The 14,187-nt window shown below is 57.1% G+C and carries 12 protein-coding genes, 1 tRNA gene and 1 pseudogene; 4 read left to right on the top strand and 10 right to left on the bottom strand.

From position 1 onward, the window contains the following. Positions 1-135: 135 nt before the first annotated feature. A complete protein-coding gene (locus HMPREF2847_RS06780) occupies positions 136-1,113 on the top strand; it encodes a DUF368 domain-containing protein (protein WP_070851919.1) in 978 nt (325 codons plus the stop codon). Between the two features lie 50 nt (positions 1,114-1,163). Then, positions 1,164-1,237: transfer RNA gene (locus tag HMPREF2847_RS06775), tRNA-Leu, on the top strand. Positions 1,238-1,530: 293 nt separating this feature from the next. Here HMPREF2847_RS06775 and HMPREF2847_RS06770 read toward each other — a convergent pair. The 8 genes from HMPREF2847_RS06770 to HMPREF2847_RS06730 all read right to left on the bottom strand — a co-directional run bounded on the left by HMPREF2847_RS06770 (position 1,531) and on the right by HMPREF2847_RS06730 (position 8,158). Continuing rightward, positions 1,531-1,773: a hypothetical protein gene (locus HMPREF2847_RS06770; RefSeq protein WP_070851918.1), complete on the bottom strand. Its 243-nt coding sequence runs from the start codon at positions 1,771-1,773 to the stop codon at positions 1,531-1,533. Positions 1,774-1,775: 2 nt separating this feature from the next. Continuing rightward, positions 1,776-2,567, bottom strand: coding sequence for a VG15 protein (locus HMPREF2847_RS11960; protein ID WP_141765065.1), 792 nt, complete (start codon positions 2,565-2,567; stop codon positions 1,776-1,778). Between the two features lie 305 nt (positions 2,568-2,872). Further along, positions 2,873-3,208: a hypothetical protein gene (locus HMPREF2847_RS06755; RefSeq protein WP_070851915.1), complete on the bottom strand. Its 336-nt coding sequence runs from the start codon at positions 3,206-3,208 to the stop codon at positions 2,873-2,875. A gap of 321 nt (positions 3,209-3,529) precedes the next feature. Continuing rightward, positions 3,530-3,829 (bottom strand): hypothetical protein, encoded by a 300-nt coding sequence (locus HMPREF2847_RS06750; RefSeq protein WP_052155528.1) that lies wholly within the window; start codon positions 3,827-3,829, stop codon positions 3,530-3,532. 329 nt (positions 3,830-4,158) lie between these two features. Next, positions 4,159-4,569: a hypothetical protein gene (locus tag HMPREF2847_RS06745; protein ID WP_246821972.1), complete on the bottom strand. Its 411-nt coding sequence runs from the start codon at positions 4,567-4,569 to the stop codon at positions 4,159-4,161. 684 nt (positions 4,570-5,253) lie between these two features. After that, a complete protein-coding gene (locus HMPREF2847_RS06740) occupies positions 5,254-5,463 on the bottom strand; it encodes a hypothetical protein (protein ID WP_070841022.1) in 210 nt (69 codons plus the stop codon). A 447-nt stretch (positions 5,464-5,910) separates the two neighbouring features. Next, positions 5,911-6,489, bottom strand: a complete 579-nt coding sequence (locus HMPREF2847_RS06735) for an Ltp family lipoprotein (protein WP_070851943.1) — start codon at positions 6,487-6,489, stop codon at positions 5,911-5,913. 397 nt (positions 6,490-6,886) lie between these two features. After that, complete coding sequence (locus HMPREF2847_RS06730; protein ID WP_070851914.1) at positions 6,887-8,158, bottom strand: O-acetylhomoserine aminocarboxypropyltransferase/cysteine synthase family protein; 1,272 nt, start codon at positions 8,156-8,158, stop codon at positions 6,887-6,889. A 326-nt stretch (positions 8,159-8,484) separates the two neighbouring features. Between HMPREF2847_RS06730 and HMPREF2847_RS06725 the strand changes: the two genes are divergently transcribed. Continuing rightward, a complete protein-coding gene (locus HMPREF2847_RS06725; protein ID WP_070851913.1) occupies positions 8,485-9,804 on the top strand; it encodes an NAD(P)-dependent malic enzyme in 1,320 nt (439 codons plus the stop codon). A 107-nt stretch (positions 9,805-9,911) separates the two neighbouring features. Here the strand turns inward: HMPREF2847_RS06725 and HMPREF2847_RS06720 are convergent. Further along, positions 9,912-10,802, bottom strand: a pseudogene (locus tag HMPREF2847_RS06720) (IS481-like element IS5564 family transposase); the annotation flags it as partial. A 39-nt stretch (positions 10,803-10,841) separates the two neighbouring features. Further along, entirely contained in the window at positions 10,842-13,727 is a 2,886-nt protein-coding gene (locus tag HMPREF2847_RS06715; RefSeq protein ID WP_011116984.1) for a Tn3 family transposase, read from the bottom strand. A gap of 125 nt (positions 13,728-13,852) precedes the next feature. On the opposite strand from HMPREF2847_RS06715, the gene HMPREF2847_RS06710 reads away from it, so the two are divergent. Continuing rightward, positions 13,853-14,187, top strand: a 335-nt coding sequence (locus HMPREF2847_RS06710) for a recombinase family protein (RefSeq protein WP_141751974.1), incomplete at its 3' end; no start/stop codon positions are given.

Here is a 14,187-nt window from a genome sequence, read left to right as displayed (position 1 = left end):
TGCGTAACTCACTGAATCAGCAGCGCCGCCCCAGGCGCTGCTTTTTTATTTTGTGTCCTTAATCGCACTCCGAAGCTGCTAATACACACACGGAAATACGGTTCTTCTCAGGTGGAAGACATACAATGGCCTGCGATGTCTACTGAAAATATGAGCGCTCCTGGTGCAGAGTCGACTACGCTGCCGACCACGAGCCCCTACTCTGAAATCCCGAAGCCGACCCCGCTGGATGTCATCGCCAACGCAGTTCGTGGTGGCCTCATTGGTCTCGCCGAGACGATTCCGGGTGTCTCCGGAGGTACGCTTGCACTGATTACAGGCATCTACGGACGCCTGATTGAGTCGGCAAAGCGCATCACCGACCTGCCGCGGGCGATCTCCAAGGGCACCTTCAAGGAGGACCTACGCAGGGTTGACTGGTGGCTGCTCATCCCGGTGGCTATCGGCATGGTTGCCGTAGTCTTCTCCCTGGCCGGCATCATGGAGGACTTCGTCACCAACCAGCCGGTCGCTTCCCGAGCACTGTTCATGGGCATGATCGCCGCCTCAATCACCATGCCGCTGAACGAGCTGCAGCCGGGTGCCCTGCGTCAGCCGGGCATGCGCGGCAAGGCCATCGCCGTCTTCCTGTTTTTCAGCATCGCCCTGTTCACGCTGACTTCCCTTCCCCAGGCCGCACCGACGCAGCCACCTCTGTGGCTTGTACTCATCGCCGCCTCGATTGCCGTGTGCGCGCTGGTCCTGCCGGGCGTTTCCGGTTCCTTCTTCCTGCTGGTCATCGGTCTCTACGCACCGACCATGGGCGCAATTCATGATCGTGACGTCGCCTACATCGGCACGTTCTTCGTCGGCGCACTGATTGGCATCGTCCTGTTCATCCGTCTCCTCGAATGGCTGTTGAGTACACATCAGGCGCTCACGCTGGTCGCCATGTCCGGACTCATGCTCGGTTCTCTGCGCGCTCTCTGGCCGTGGCAGACCGAAAACAACGAGCTCCAGGACATCGGCTCCGACTGGGGACTCGCCCTCGGACTGTTCATTCTCGGCGCCGCAATCGTCAGCGTCGTCGCTTATGCGCAGCGCCGTTTTTCTAATTCGGGGTCGATGGACTAGACTAGTCAAGGTCGCTTCGATAGAGCATTTTCGCTTATCGACGGCTTTGCGCCCCTGTAGCCCAATTGGCAGAGGCAACGGATTCAAAACCCGTCCAGTGTGAGTTCGAGTCTCACCGGGGGCACGATTTTAAAACCCGCTTTCACCTGGTTTTTAGCCTGGTGGGGGCGGGTTTTTGCTTGTCTGCGTATTCACTATCTTTCACTCTTTTTCACGCACTTTCACGTACTTTCACGGGTATTTTGAGCCAAAAGTGAGCCACGTATTGCTTGCTAGGTCCTGCGTTAGCTCCTGGGTGAATCAGTTTTCGGGTATAAGAAAACCCCGCCACCACCGATGTGGTGCGGGGCAGTGCCATGGCGGGGACTCGCACCTCACGAATGTGGCTCCTACATGGCTTTATTCATTGAATGATGGCTATCCGGTTACTTCGACTGCCTGAGAGACGAAGTCATCAATCTCATCGGAATCTTGATGAGTCTTCTTTAAACATAATCCTTCCGGAGTTACGAGATACGCAGGGCTCCCCTCAGGCTCATTCTCCGCAGGTCCTATCATCCAATGATTGTTGAACCGAAATGCAGAATCTGCGAACTGGTTTATTTGCTTCCCAGTCGCTGCAGCCACCGTTTCCCGCAAAGCAGCAATGCTTTCAATCATCTTTACTCCTCCCTTACTATTTTAACTGTGTCAGGCGTTGGGCGGAACCCCTGCATGTTGACCCAACGGAAACTTCCTGCAGCGCCTTTCTCGATGTCATACTCGAATCCCTCAATAGCTTGGATTAGGCCATTGCCAGTCTTTTCCCAGCCTGTCACGTGAGCAGTCATCCTGCGCCTATACCTGATTAGACCGAAACTGCCCTCCGGCATTTTCTCAAGTTCATTTCGTACCTTTTCCCAAGCTAACCCGCCGGTTTCATGATCTGAGCCAGTCCATTGCGGTGGTTTTCCACGGTCATCGCGCCAGGTCTTAGAGGAAGCTTCAGCGTCGACTGAAGGCTGTCCGGGAATTGCCGAAATATCGTATCCTTGCATTCGCATCAGCCATGCATTTACGCTTCGGATACAGTTGCCTGCATCGCCAGTGGGGTTGGCCCCTATAAGCGCTGTTTTGGCCGTTCGCTTCGAACCTTTCCGGGACACGCCGAGAAGTTTTGGTGGCGCTGCGCCTCGCTCAGCGTCCACAGCGAGAAGATTCTTGATATAGCTACCGCTGCCATTCTCACTGACATGGCTCTGCCATCTTTTCCATTGATCTTGCGCTGGGGCTCCATCTCCCCATGTTGCCTCCCGCCAGGCTGCTTGCAACCGATGAAACTCCTGCTCCCCTTCCCACGGCTGCCCCTCAATAACAAGAACCGCACGACAGTCACACCCATCGTGATACCGACGCCCATCAGCCCGGCGCGTAGCGGTGTCTTCGGAGTAGACGGGGCCGCGAGAAGCGAGCATTGCGCAGAAGGCGCAGGATTCTTGCCCTGTGAGTACTCGAGCGTAGCCGACGCTGCGTCCGATTGGGTGTTTGGTTATTGCGTTGCGGACTCTGCCGAGCCGTACGGTGTCTGCGACTGCTTATCGGCCGGCGTTGAAGGTATGGCGCATGAGGGTGCGGGTCAGGCGTGCGCTCATTTACTCAATGACTCGTGGGTAATTGGGGAATGCAAAGGCCGGTACCGATTCTTTTATTGAGTTCGTTAGCCTCATCGTCAACGAGCTCGAGGACGATGTTTGATGGTTTCTCGCCAAAACCGGCTGCTCTAACCACTGCGTCGTCGGTGGCGTGGGGCCGTAGCCTTGGATTCGTGCCGGGCTACTTCTAAACCGAGCTGTGCCATGTGGGCTTTTTGCAGCTCACTCTTGCCAGCTTCTTCGCCTTCCTTAGCGCGCTGCGCCAACGGGCGCGGCTCCTTGTTTTCCGTGCGATGCTTCGCCGCCTCACGACGAACCTTGTCCAACGCGGACTTGTAATCCTCGATGGTCATTTCCTGCTTCTCTTCCGCACCGTGATTCTCGCGAGCAGGTTCAGCCTGCGCCGGAGCATCTGGCGTGGAATCGGAGGCCGGTACATCAGCGGCCGCTTCATTCGTAGACATAACTTGGTTTGCCCCTCCTGGGTGAAAAGCACTTCGGGTACGCAAACCCCCCACAGAGCCCGCCAAGGGAATGTGGGGTTAATGCTGTGTCCATACAGGGAATTGCACCCTGCTCTACCCGTCTAGGTGGCCTGTTTTAGAATTAAGAAAGCCCCGCTACCAACCTGGGTGTGAGGTAAATGCCCGAGGAATCGAACCCCGACGCTGTGACGTCCCATGCCGGTTTTCGAAACCGGTTGTCCACCACGGGCGGGGCCTTCCATGACGGAGTCCGGCGCGCCCCGTAGTGGGGCGGCCGGGCTGGTTAGGGCGTGATTCTGATTAGCCCCAGTTCGGACCAAGGTCGATTACCGGGTCCATCGCAGCGAACTCGACAACGAGATCGTGAGTAATGCCCTCTTCCTCTTCCCCCGGGATTGCATCGAAAATGATTGGCTCATCGGCCCAGGTCATAAGGAACTCACGCTTGAGAGATTCAGGCACATAAGCTCGGGCTTCGACGAGATCATTGAGGAAGATTTCGAGGGTCAAGTCACCACCTGCTCCATGCAGCCGGTCGAACTGCACCCGCGGGCTAGACTCCTTCTCGATCCTCTGGCACAACGAAACGATACCCATCATTGAAAGTCACCTCCCGTATGTTTCCATCTTCGTCAATTCCGCGTACGCGTTCTCCTCGTGCGGAAAAAGACACTCGTAATTTTCAGGTCATATCCACTCGTCGACTTGGCCGGAGCCAGCTGGACAACTAAATCGAGTTCGTTGCCCTGTTCGAAAAGCTCAACCAACTGCTCACGCTGCTGCTTACTTAGCGAACTTCGTGCTCTCAATGAAAGCTACTCCCCACGAGTCGGTAACTGATTTCTCAGTCCAACTAATGGGGAGCAATTCACCAATGTGACGGGATTGATGATTGGAGTTAGTGATTACTACGGTGAAGACTGCCCAGACTAGGTAAAGGTCTTAGCTGTTTCTACCAAATGCCACTTCCCTGTGTCATCACTAAGGTGCAACTCCGGTTTAATCCACTCCTTTTCGTTCAGTTTATAAAGCTCCTCATCTAAGAAGAGACCAAAATCTACACCATCAAAGCTGCTTGTAATATAGTCCATTTTCTGCCAACCGGGTTCATTGATTCGCACAGGAATCTGCCACTGCAAATCCCGGCCCCGGTATCGAATCAAAACAGCATCGCCGTCAGATCCGATAAAAGCAGCATGGTCAGCATCGACATGGGTGTCTGCCTCAAGAGCACCGATAAATTTTTGTGCAAACCCCATACTATTTACACCTCGACGTATTGGTGGGGTAGGCAGTAATAACGTGGTGGCCATGTTCAGCGACAAAGATTGATGGTTCAAGTGTCCTTACAATTATCCCTCGGACTTTATCAACTAAGTAAATCTGAGCGGACGCGCAAAACTTACCATCACGATTCTGACTTGAAGGTTCAACTCTCTTTGACCACGTAGTGTTCTCCAGTGCAGCATCAATCGCAATCCGGATTAGTGAATCCCCGTCCTTTCCTTCAATGTCTGCGAGCGTTGACCATTCAGGATGATTCTGTCGGATGTGCTTTAATCCGTGATGAGCATCTCCACAGCGCAATGTAATTTCATTTGCGTGCATGAAGTCTTGCGGCGTTCCTAAATCAACATACTTCCAGCTTGCTACCGTTTTTAATGTGTCGGTTGCTGGACCGCACGCTGCAAATGGCGGAAACCCCGAATCGGGGTTCCACGACATGGGTACAGAGTTCAACGGATTCTCGTTGGGAATATCTGGCTTAATTCGCCATTCGAGAACTCCTTGCTTAGCGAGTTCTTCAATACTTTCAGCATGTGCAGGTGAGGGTAACTGCACCAGACATAGAGATGTCTATCCCAATCCCGGCCAACAACCTGTTGAAAAGACTTCGAATCTTCTTTTGCATAAAGAACCCCTTCGGACGACCTATAGACAATCCAGGTACACAATTAAGTTAACGCATTAAAACACTATGTCTCCAGCCATTCGACTGCCGGGGTAGCCGGATGGCTACCCTATTATTTGCAGCCTGCCCAGTCTTCAGCAGGTCCAGCCGAATCTGATATGGTCGGCACGTTGATATCATTTGTGCACGTAACCTTCACCACGCGGAACGTGGTCATCACCGCCTGCTTAAATTCTTCAGGATGTGCTGGTGGTACGGACAAGACGATTTCGTTCTCCACAAAGATCGGTGCCGACACGCTGACAATTATCGTGATACCCATTTGCCGATGGTATTGATTCTTTGGATCAATATGCAGGAACTAACCTACAAAGCAATCTCTACAGCATTGTATGCAAACCGAATTATCTCTTTTAATTCGCGATGTGACTTTTCGATAATCCTTTCATCTATTGCCACAAAGTACATAGGACTCCCCTAAGGCTCGCCTTCAGCAGCACCTATCATCCACGAGCCATTAGAGAAATATGCATAATCAGCCATCTAATCCACATTTTTCTCGGCACAATCTGCACCGCGCCGAAGTTTTGCTGCCGACAGTCGCTCAACTGCCAGGGCACGCCATAAAACAGCCAAGACGGTTTCCGCTTCACCAGGAGCCGTTAAGTGTGCAGCAAATGCATTCTGGTGAAGCGGAAACCGTCCTTTTGCAGCATGCATCCAAACGGGGCTCTGGCCAATTGGCGTCATCAACAAACGAAACCCGCTGCTACAGGTTATCCACCGCGTACTGAGCTTCCTCCGGGGTAAACTGCTCGCCATATTCCGACGTCAGCTGATCGTAAATCGCATCCGGGGACATTGCCATCGAATCCTGGTAAGAGCGCGCCTTTTCCAGTGCATTCTTATTCCAGTCCACTTCAAGGTTGTCCATTGCATACTGGGCAGCCTCCGGCGAGAACTTCTCGCCATACTCCGAGGTCAGCTGGTCATAGATGCCGGCCTTCGACATGTGCATCAAATCCGAGTAACTCTTGGCCTTTCGGAGAGCATTCTTGTACTCGGTCGGAACCTTCTCATCCTGCTTTTCCTGCTTCTCTGTATCGTCCTGCTCATCTAGAGCAGCCCCAGGGTTCTCAGCGAAATCGGCATTCTCAACAGAGCCAGAATCAGCCGCAACTGCAGTGTCCGAATCAAAGAGAGACGCAGCTTCAGAATCGGAGCCCGAATCAGCATCGCCGCCACCGGTCAAGCTGGCCGCCACGGCTAGGACCACAACAGCACCCGCGGCGATACCACCCCACTTGAAGCAGCCACCCTTCTTCTTTTCTTTCGGAGCCTGAGCCATCTGCCCAGCTGCCGACGACCCCTGCGGGTAGGACTGCTGGCCGAGCGGATCCTGCGGGTTGTGCTGGTAGGACTGCTGCCCCAGCGAAGCCTGCGGATTCTGGGTGCCATACGGATTCTGGGAACCATATGACCCCTCGGGGTCATACGGGTTCTGTGGGCTCTGTGGGTTCTGAGGGAAAGTGGAATCGGACATCGTAATAAGCCTCCTGTGTAGAAGTTGCAATAAACGAACAGCTCTCTGTCGTCAGTTGGAACTATCTCAGCAACCCTGGATTCAATCTTCCGCACTACACAAATATTTTCGATTCACGAACCATAAGACGCCGCTAAAGGCAAGAAAAAACCAGGCCCTACCCCGCCAAACGGGGATTGGACCTGGCTAAACTCTCGACAAACTAGCTTTCAACCTTGGCCAGCGCTTGCTCAATATCGGCAATAATATCGTCAACATTTTCCAAACCAATGGACAGTCGAACAAGACCAGGGGTGATTCCCACCGACGGCAGCTGCTCATCCGGAACCTGGCGGTGCGTGGTGGAAGCCGGGTGCAGCACGCAGGAACGAGAGTCGGCCACGTGCACCTGACGGGTCACCAGTTTCAGCGCATCCATGAAGGTCGTGCCAGCTTCACGGCCACCCTTGAGGTCAATCGTGACCACACCGGAAGCTCCGTCGAGGTACTTCTGAGCAAGCTCGTAGTACGGAGAAGATTTCAGGCCGGGGTAACGAACGTCGTTAAGCAAATCCGTGCGCGATTCGAGGTATTCGGCGACCTTCAGTGCGTTCTCGCAGTGACGACGCATGCGAACGTCGAGACTTTCGAGCGACTGGTTCAGCATGAAGGCGGAGTGAGCTGCTGGGTACGCGCCGAAGTCGCGCTGTAGCTGCATGCGCGCCTTAATGACGAACGGCGCGACGGCGTAGTCCTTGGTGTAGATGACGCCGTGGTAGGACTCGTCGGGCTCGGTAAAGTCGGGGAACTTGCCGTTGGTGAAGTCGAACTTGCCAGAGTCGACGATGACGCCGCCGACCTGGATCGCGTGGCCGTCCATGTACTTAGAAGTGGAGTGGACGACGATGTCTGCGCCGTGCTCGATGGGCTTACACAGAATCGGGGTGGCGAAGGTGCTGTCGACAATCAGCGGTACCCCCTGGCCGTGGGCGATGCGGGCGAACTTCTCGACATCGAGCACACTCATCGCCGGGTTGGCAATGATTTCACCAAATAGCGCCTTGGTGTTCGGTTTGAATGCTGCGGCGATTTCCTCCTCGGAGGCATTCTGATTGACGAAGATTGCCTCGATACCGAAGCGCTTCAGCGTGGTAGCGAAGAGGTTCGAGGTACCACCGTAGATTTCCGACGAGGTGACAAACGAGTCGCCCGCGGAGCAGAGGTTCATGATTGCGAGTGCAGTTGCGGCCTGGCCGGAGGTAGTAGCCATTGCTGCGGCGCCGCCCTCAAGGTCGGCGATTTTCTCTTCGACGGCCATAACCGTTGGGTTCGCGAAGCGGGAGTAAATCAGTGCGTGAGTTGGTTCGTCAAAGACGGCAGCAATGTCGTCGGAGGAGTCGAACGTGTAGGTCGTCGACTGAATAATCGGCACCTGACGCGGGTCTTTATTACCTGGAACGTAGCCGGAGTGGATGAGCTTGGTCTGATCTTGCATGGGACGAAATGGACCTTTCAATCGATTGAATTCTGATTATAGGGCGCGAGGTGACGCAAACTGAGCTTCAGCAGAAAGGTTCCGCCCCGCTCCCCAACCGCAAAGATTTTATTTTCCACCCTACCGTCCATATAATGAGATACCAATCCCGTATAGCAAGACTGGTTTGGTTTTTACGCACACCACTAGGTATCACCTTCCAGCCATTGCTCCCGGCTTTACGCACTGCCCACCAGCAGCTCACGCCGCGGTCGAGTTTTCTCAAAGTACAAAGTACTCAGTACTCAACACGGTACTCAGTACTCAACACGTTTTGGACTGTCATCATGCCTGCTGCGAATTCTTCCTCTAGCTCCTCCGACCACACTGCGAACGCGAACTCCGCTAAGACGCCGCTTCACGCAGTACCGGAGGACACCGCCCCCACAGATCCGTCGACCATCACCGATGCGGAGATCTTTGAGGCACACCGCGGAGGTAAGCTCCGCTCACATTCGACCATGAAGCTCGAGACGATTCGCGACCTCTCCATCGGCTACACCCCAGGCGTCGCCCGCGTCTGTGAGGCCATCCACGAAGATCCGGCCCTGGCACGCACCTACACCTGGACCGGCCAGAACGTCGCAGTGGTTTCCGACGGCACCGCAGTGCTTGGTCTTGGCGACATCGGATCCAAGGCTGCACTGCCTGTGATGGAAGGAAAGGCCCAGCTCTTCGAGCAGTTCGCCGGTATCTCCGCAGTGCCAATCGTCCTGGATACCCTCGACACGGAGGAAATCATCCAGACGGTCAAGGCGCTGGCACCGTCGTTTGGCGGCGTGAACCTCGAAGACATCTCCGCGCCTCGCTGCTTCGAGATTGAGCAGCGTCTCGACCAAGAGCTCGACATTCCCATTTTCCACGACGACCAGCACGGCACCGCCATCGTCATCGCCGCCGGACTAATCAACGCCTGCAAGCTGACCGGCCGCAGCTTCCAGGATCTCCGCGTGGTCATCTCCGGCGCCGGTGCCGCTGGTGTCGCTGCGACGAAGATGCTGCTGTCCGCTGGCGTGTCCGACATCGTTGTCGTCGATTCGCGCGGCATCATCCATCCGGACCGCGAGCCGCTGAGCGACATCAAGCAGTGGGTCGCCAGCATGACCAACCCACGCGGCATCACCGGCTCGATCAACGATGCGCTTGTCGACGCTAACGTGTTCATCGGCGTCTCTGCCGGCCGTATCGGCGAGGATGCGATTAGCCAGATGGCCGCCGACCCGATCCTGTTCTCGCTGGCCAATCCGATTCCGGAGATTCCGATGGAAGTCGCACGCAAGTACGGCGCCGTGGTGGCCACCGGCCGCTCGGATCATCCAAACCAGATTAATAATGTGCTGGCCTTCCCGGGTCTGTTCCGTGGCGCACTGGAGGCGGGTGCCAAGCGCATCACCGAGGCCATGAAGCTGGCTGCTACTCAGGCGATTGCAAATGTCGGTGTAGAAGACCTGAGTGCCGACCGCATTATCCCGTCGGCGCTGGACCCGCGCGTCATGCCGGCCGTGGCGAAGGCTGTCCGCGATGCTGCGCTGAGCGACCCGGCCTCCGGCGCGGTCGGCGCGCTCGATGTCACTGGCAATGGTTTTGCCGCAGCTGAAGCTAACTAGGAAACCGACACTGCCTATCCTCTGGGAAGCCTTGAAAGTGTGTGGTTTTCCTGCACCAGCCCAAGGCGCAGCTGAATAGGGGTACCGAATTTAAGGTATTACTGCGCCTAGGTGTGATGTCCAGGGACGTTGTTGAGTCGGTCGAAGGGTACGCCGCCAATCGCAGAGTGGTGTCGGTGGTGGTTGTAGAAGTGGAGCCAGCCGGGCAGCGCCAGGCGTCGTTCGGCCTCTGAACCGTAAAACCTGGCATAGGCCCAGCCGTCCCCGAGCGTGCGGTGGAATCGCTCGATCTTCCCGTTCGTCTGCGGCCGGTAGGGGCGTGTCCGCTTGTGTCGGATGCCGAGCCGAGCGCAGAAGTCCCTCCATGCGTGGGATCTGTATGCCGACCCGTTGTCGGATAGGACTCGCTCGACGGTCACGCCTCGTTCGGCGAACCAGGCCACGGCGCGTTCGAGAACTCCCACCGCTGTGCTCGCCTGCTCATCCGACCAGATTTCTGCGTATGCGACGCGGGAGTGGTCGTCGATGACTGTGTGAACGAACGCCGTCCCGGTGCGCGGCTTGTGATCTTTTCCTCGTGGTAATCCCGGAGTCGCGAGCTTGTTCCGTGCGCCTTGCTGCCGACCTACGTAACGATGTCCACCGCCGTCGGGGATGTTGCCGAACTTCGTGACATCGACATGAATCAACGATCCCGGATGAGGATGCTCATATCGCCGCAATGGCTCGCCAGTGACACGATCGATATGCGAGAGGCGGTTCACGCGGCAACGGACGAGGACCGCGTGAACAGTCGACGTCGAGAGACCAAGTCGCGCAGCGATCTGGGCTGGCCCCAGTCGAAGCCGCCAGCGCAGGTTGATGATCTTCTTCTTGACATGCTCGGGCGTCCTGCCTGGGATCCGGTGCGGCTTGCTGGAGCGATCCTGCATCCCAAACTCACCCTCTTCCCGGTAGCGGCCTGCCCATTTCCGGGCAGTGATCGGGGAGACCATGAACATCTTGGGGTCGTTTGCGGGAGGGGGCGGAATCCTACGCTAAGGCTTTGGCCAGCGATATTCTCCGGTGAGATTGATGTGTTCCCATCCGAGCGGCGAAACATGGGCCAAGAGATCGGGCGATAGCAGCTTTCCATCGCGTTTCTGGTTTGCAACGACCTCGCCGAGCTTCATGGTGTTCCAGAAGATGATGATGGCGGCGAGCAGATTCATGCCGGCGATGCGGTAATGCTGGCCTTCGGCGGAACGGTCGCGGATTTCACCGCGGCGGTGGAAGCTGATTGCCCGCTTCAGCGCATGATGAGCTTCGCCTTTGTTGAGCCCGATCTGGGCACGCCGTTGGAGTTCGGCATCCAGAATCCAGTCGATCATGAACAGGGTGCGCTCGACGCGACCGACTTCCCGCAGGGCTGTCGCGAGCTCGTTCTGCCGCGGATAGGAGGCGAGTTTCCGCAGAATCTGGCTTGGCGCGACGGTCCCGGCAGCAATGGTGGCGGCGATGCGCAGGATGTCGGGCCAATTGCGCTCGATCATGGCTTGGTTGACCTTTCCGCCGATCAACGCTCGCAGGTGCGCCGGGGCGGCCGACGGATTGAACGCGTAGAGCCGTTTGGATGGCAGGTCGCGGATGCGCGGAGCGAACCGGTAGCCGAGAATGGCACATGCGGCAAAGACGTGATCGGTGAAGCCGCCCGTGTCGGTGAACTGCTCGCGGATATGGCGTCCAGCATCGTTCATCAGCAGGCCATCGAGGATGTAAGGCGCTTCGCTTGCCGTTGCAGGAATCACCTGGGTTGCGAACGGCGCATATTGGTCGGAGACGTGGCTATAGGCTTTCAGGCCCGGGGTATTGCCATATTTCGCGTTGACCAGGTTCATGGCCTCACCTTGCTCTGTAGCGACGAAGAACTGTCCGTCGCTCGAAGCCGACGTGCCCATGCCCCAGAACCGGGCCATGGGTAACGCTGCCTGTGCCTCGACCACCATGGCCAGCGCCCGGTCATAGGCTTCGCCCTCGACATGCCACCGTCCAATGCGGATCAATTCCCAGAAGGTGTGGGTGTTTGTCGCATCCGCCATTTTGCGCAAGCCGAGGTTGATCCCTTCCGCCAAGATAACGTTCATTAGCCCGATCCGGTCAGCGCAGGGTGCTCCTGTGCGCAGATGGGTGAACGCTTCGGTGAAGCCGGTCGCCGCATCCACCTCCAGCAGGAGATCGGTGATGCGCGTGGGCGGGATCTGCTTGTAGAGATCGAGCACCAGATCTTCGGCGCCTGTCGGCGCGGCGGCTTCGAGTTTCTCGATATGCAGAACGCCGTTTTCAATCGACCCGCCCGGGATCGTGCCTGCGCGAGCGGCACGGCCAAGCTCGCGCAACCGCATGTCGAGGCGAGCTTGCCGGTCTGCCAGCCATTCCTCCGGCCGCAATGGCACAGCGAGACGACCGCCTTCCGCGATGGCTTGTGCCGGAACGAGTGCGTGTTTCAGATCGCCATAGCGCCGGGACCTAGTAAGCCAGACATCTCCGGAGCGGAACGCATCGCGCAGATGGAACAGCACCGCGATCTCCCATAGGCGAGCGTCGCCAGCCCTCTGGGCCCGAAGGTGGCGATGCCATTTCGAGCTGGGCCGCAAGAAGCTGGTCATCGCGGCATCGTTCAAACCGGTACGAAGGGCCGTCACCGCTTCCAGAAGCGGCAGTGCAACGGGCGCAGCTCGCAGATCGAGCAGGCGCAACATGCGTGGAGCGTATCGGCGGAAGCGGTGATAACCGTCGAGCACATGATTGAGCGGATCGTCGGCCATGGTGGCGGTCAGCCTGGTTGCCATTGCAACAAGGGTTTTTAAGCCGTCCCACCCTGACCCACTCGCGATGACATCGCCCAGCGGCTGGCCATCATCCTGTGCATCGACCAGGGCGCCCCCGATCTCGGCGAAGGATTTCAGGGTGTCACGCACCACCCCCGCTTCGTCTGCGACCTTTGCATGGCAAATACGCTCCGAAGCACGGTAGAGACGGCCGACGATCCGGTCGTGGGTTTCGACCACTGCGTCGGCCAACATCGCCTGCCATTCCGAGACGCAAACAGCCAAGATCGCAAGCCGCCTGTCCTCCGGGAGATCGCGCATGCCGTCGGCATAATACCGTTCACCCTGCCTGCGCAGACGAGTCACCCGATGGGCAGGAACGCCGGCAAGCAGATCCTCGGGGAGATCGACGCGTTGCAGATATTCGAGCCGGTCGAGCAGCCGGTTGGCCGACGAAGAGTTCGAGCCAGGCTCGAACTGGCGCAGCCACACAAAACGGGTCACCCGATCATCAGCCGTCTCCTCGAGCAATGCCAGCAACTGTTCTCGGATCGACATAGGCAGCCGACTGGCGATCCTCGTCTCGATGCGTCGCTCGGCATCGACGAGAGCCGCGGCACAAAGCCGCTCGATCGTGGATGTCGCGGGAAGGACAGTGCGGGTGCGTCGGCACTCGGCTACGAAGCGACGGGCGATATCCTCGTTCGACACAGCCATCTCGGCTTCTCGGAACAACCATTCCTTCAGCTCGCTCGCACCACGTCCGGAGAAGGTGCGGAAGCCGTAGAGCCCCCGTAACTCGGCAAGATGCTCGTGCCGTGTTTCCTCGCGGGCAGCATAGTCTACGAGATCGTCGGCACCCAGGCCAAGCTGCGCTCCGATAAATTCGATGACCTCTGCAGGGATCAGTTCGCCTGGAGCCAGCACCCGGCCGGGATAGCGCAGGACACACAATTGCAGGGCGAAGCCGAACCTGTTGTGAGCGCGCCGACGCAGCCTGATATGCCCAAAGTCTTCATCACTCAGCGTATAGTGCTTGAGCAAATCCGTCTGTGAAGTCGGCAAGCGCAACAGCGCGTCTTTCTGCCGATCGGTTAGAGTGACGCGACGCGGCATACATGTTCCTTTTTCAAAATCTGATAGCGTTCAAGACGCTTTGTTTATGAAGCTGGTTGAGATACATTTCCAGAGGTCAATGCAATCGTGGCCGAAGCGCCGCCTCAAACCAACGTTTGTGATACATGCTGATCGGATATGCCCGCGTCTCCAAAGCCGATGGCTCGCAGTCTCTCGACCTGCAGCACGACGCCTTGCGCGCCGCAGGTGTCGAACGGGACAATATCTATGATGATCTTGCTTCCGGCGGTCGTGATGATCGCCCTGGCTTGACTGCCTGCCTCAAGTCATTGCGTGACGGCGATGTGCTGGTGGTCTGGAAGCTCGATCGCCTCGGACGATCGCTTGCCCATCTGGTCAACACGGTGAAGGAGCTGTCAGACCGCAAGATCGGCCTGCGGGTTCTGACTGGAAAGGGCGCTCAGAGGCACTGTTGCAAAGTTAGCGATGAGGCAGCCTT

The sequence above is a fragment of the Corynebacterium sp. HMSC074C03 genome (assembly GCF_001838285.1).
GTDB classification, from domain to species: domain Bacteria; phylum Actinomycetota; class Actinomycetes; order Mycobacteriales; family Mycobacteriaceae; genus Corynebacterium; species Corynebacterium amycolatum.
This window is presented reverse-complemented; position numbering and strand designations above follow the sequence as displayed.

Coding starts and splice junctions, on each gene's coding strand:
- HMPREF2847_RS06735 (WP_070851943.1), bottom strand. CDS start 6,489: ATGGCTCAGGCTCCGAAAGAAAAGAAGAAGGGTGGCTGCTTCAAGTGG.
- HMPREF2847_RS06740 (WP_070841022.1), bottom strand. CDS start 5,463: ATGGGTATCACGATAATTGTCAGCGTGTCGGCACCGATCTTTGTGGAG.
- HMPREF2847_RS06750 (WP_052155528.1), bottom strand. CDS start 3,829: ATGATGGGTATCGTTTCGTTGTGCCAGAGGATCGAGAAGGAGTCTAGC.
- HMPREF2847_RS06780 (WP_070851919.1), top strand. CDS start 136: ATGTCTACTGAAAATATGAGCGCTCCTGGTGCAGAGTCGACTACGCTG.
- HMPREF2847_RS06715 (WP_011116984.1), bottom strand. CDS start 13,727: ATGCCGCGTCGCGTCACTCTAACCGATCGGCAGAAAGACGCGCTGTTG.
- HMPREF2847_RS06755 (WP_070851915.1), bottom strand. CDS start 3,208: ATGTCTACGAATGAAGCGGCCGCTGATGTACCGGCCTCCGATTCCACG.
- HMPREF2847_RS06730 (WP_070851914.1), bottom strand. CDS start 8,158: ATGCAAGATCAGACCAAGCTCATCCACTCCGGCTACGTTCCAGGTAAT.
- HMPREF2847_RS06725 (WP_070851913.1), top strand. CDS start 8,485: ATGCCTGCTGCGAATTCTTCCTCTAGCTCCTCCGACCACACTGCGAAC.
- HMPREF2847_RS11960 (WP_141765065.1), bottom strand. CDS start 2,567: ATGCTCGCTTCTCGCGGCCCCGTCTACTCCGAAGACACCGCTACGCGC.
- HMPREF2847_RS06770 (WP_070851918.1), bottom strand. CDS start 1,773: ATGATTGAAAGCATTGCTGCTTTGCGGGAAACGGTGGCTGCAGCGACT.